Raw genomic sequence first — 436 nt, forward strand, 5'->3', positions numbered from 1 at the left:
GGTAAGTTCGTCGATGAGATTGCTCCAGTGGAAATCCCACAACGAAAAGGGGATTCTCTTTGGTTTGCCCATGACGAAGGGCCTCGGCGAGATACCACTCTTGCCAAACTATCTGCTTTACCTCCTATTTTTGTCAAAGAAGGTACTGTCACAGCCGGAAATGCACCTGGTGTCAATGACGGGGCTGGTGCAATGGTACTAATGAGTGAGCAAAAAGCACGTGAATTAGGGAAGAAGCCACTGGCGACGATACTTGGGCATGCCAGCGTTGCTCAAGAGCCTGCCTATATTGCTACAACTCCAGGACTGGCAATCAATAAGCTCTTAAAACAAAAGGAATGACCATTCAGGATATTAACTTAATTGAAGCGAATGAGGCCTTTGCGGCGGTCGCTTTAACGAGTCAAAGGATCGCCAAGTGGAATCCAGAAATTGT

Annotated in this window: 1 protein-coding gene and 1 pseudogene; both read left to right on the top strand. The window is 47.2% G+C overall.

Annotation, left to right across the window (positions count from 1 at the left end):
- A pseudogene (locus UF75_RS25940) lies at positions 1–342 on the top strand (acetyl-CoA C-acyltransferase); the annotation flags it as partial.
- Positions 339–436 (top strand): hypothetical protein (locus UF75_RS30625; protein ID WP_242860442.1); only part of this gene is annotated, 98 nt, incomplete at its 3' end. The pseudogene UF75_RS25940 and the gene UF75_RS30625, both read left to right, overlap by 4 nt.

The organism is Desulfosporosinus sp. I2 (assembly GCF_000960765.1).
Lineage (GTDB): Bacteria > Bacillota > Desulfitobacteriia > Desulfitobacteriales > Desulfitobacteriaceae > Desulfosporosinus.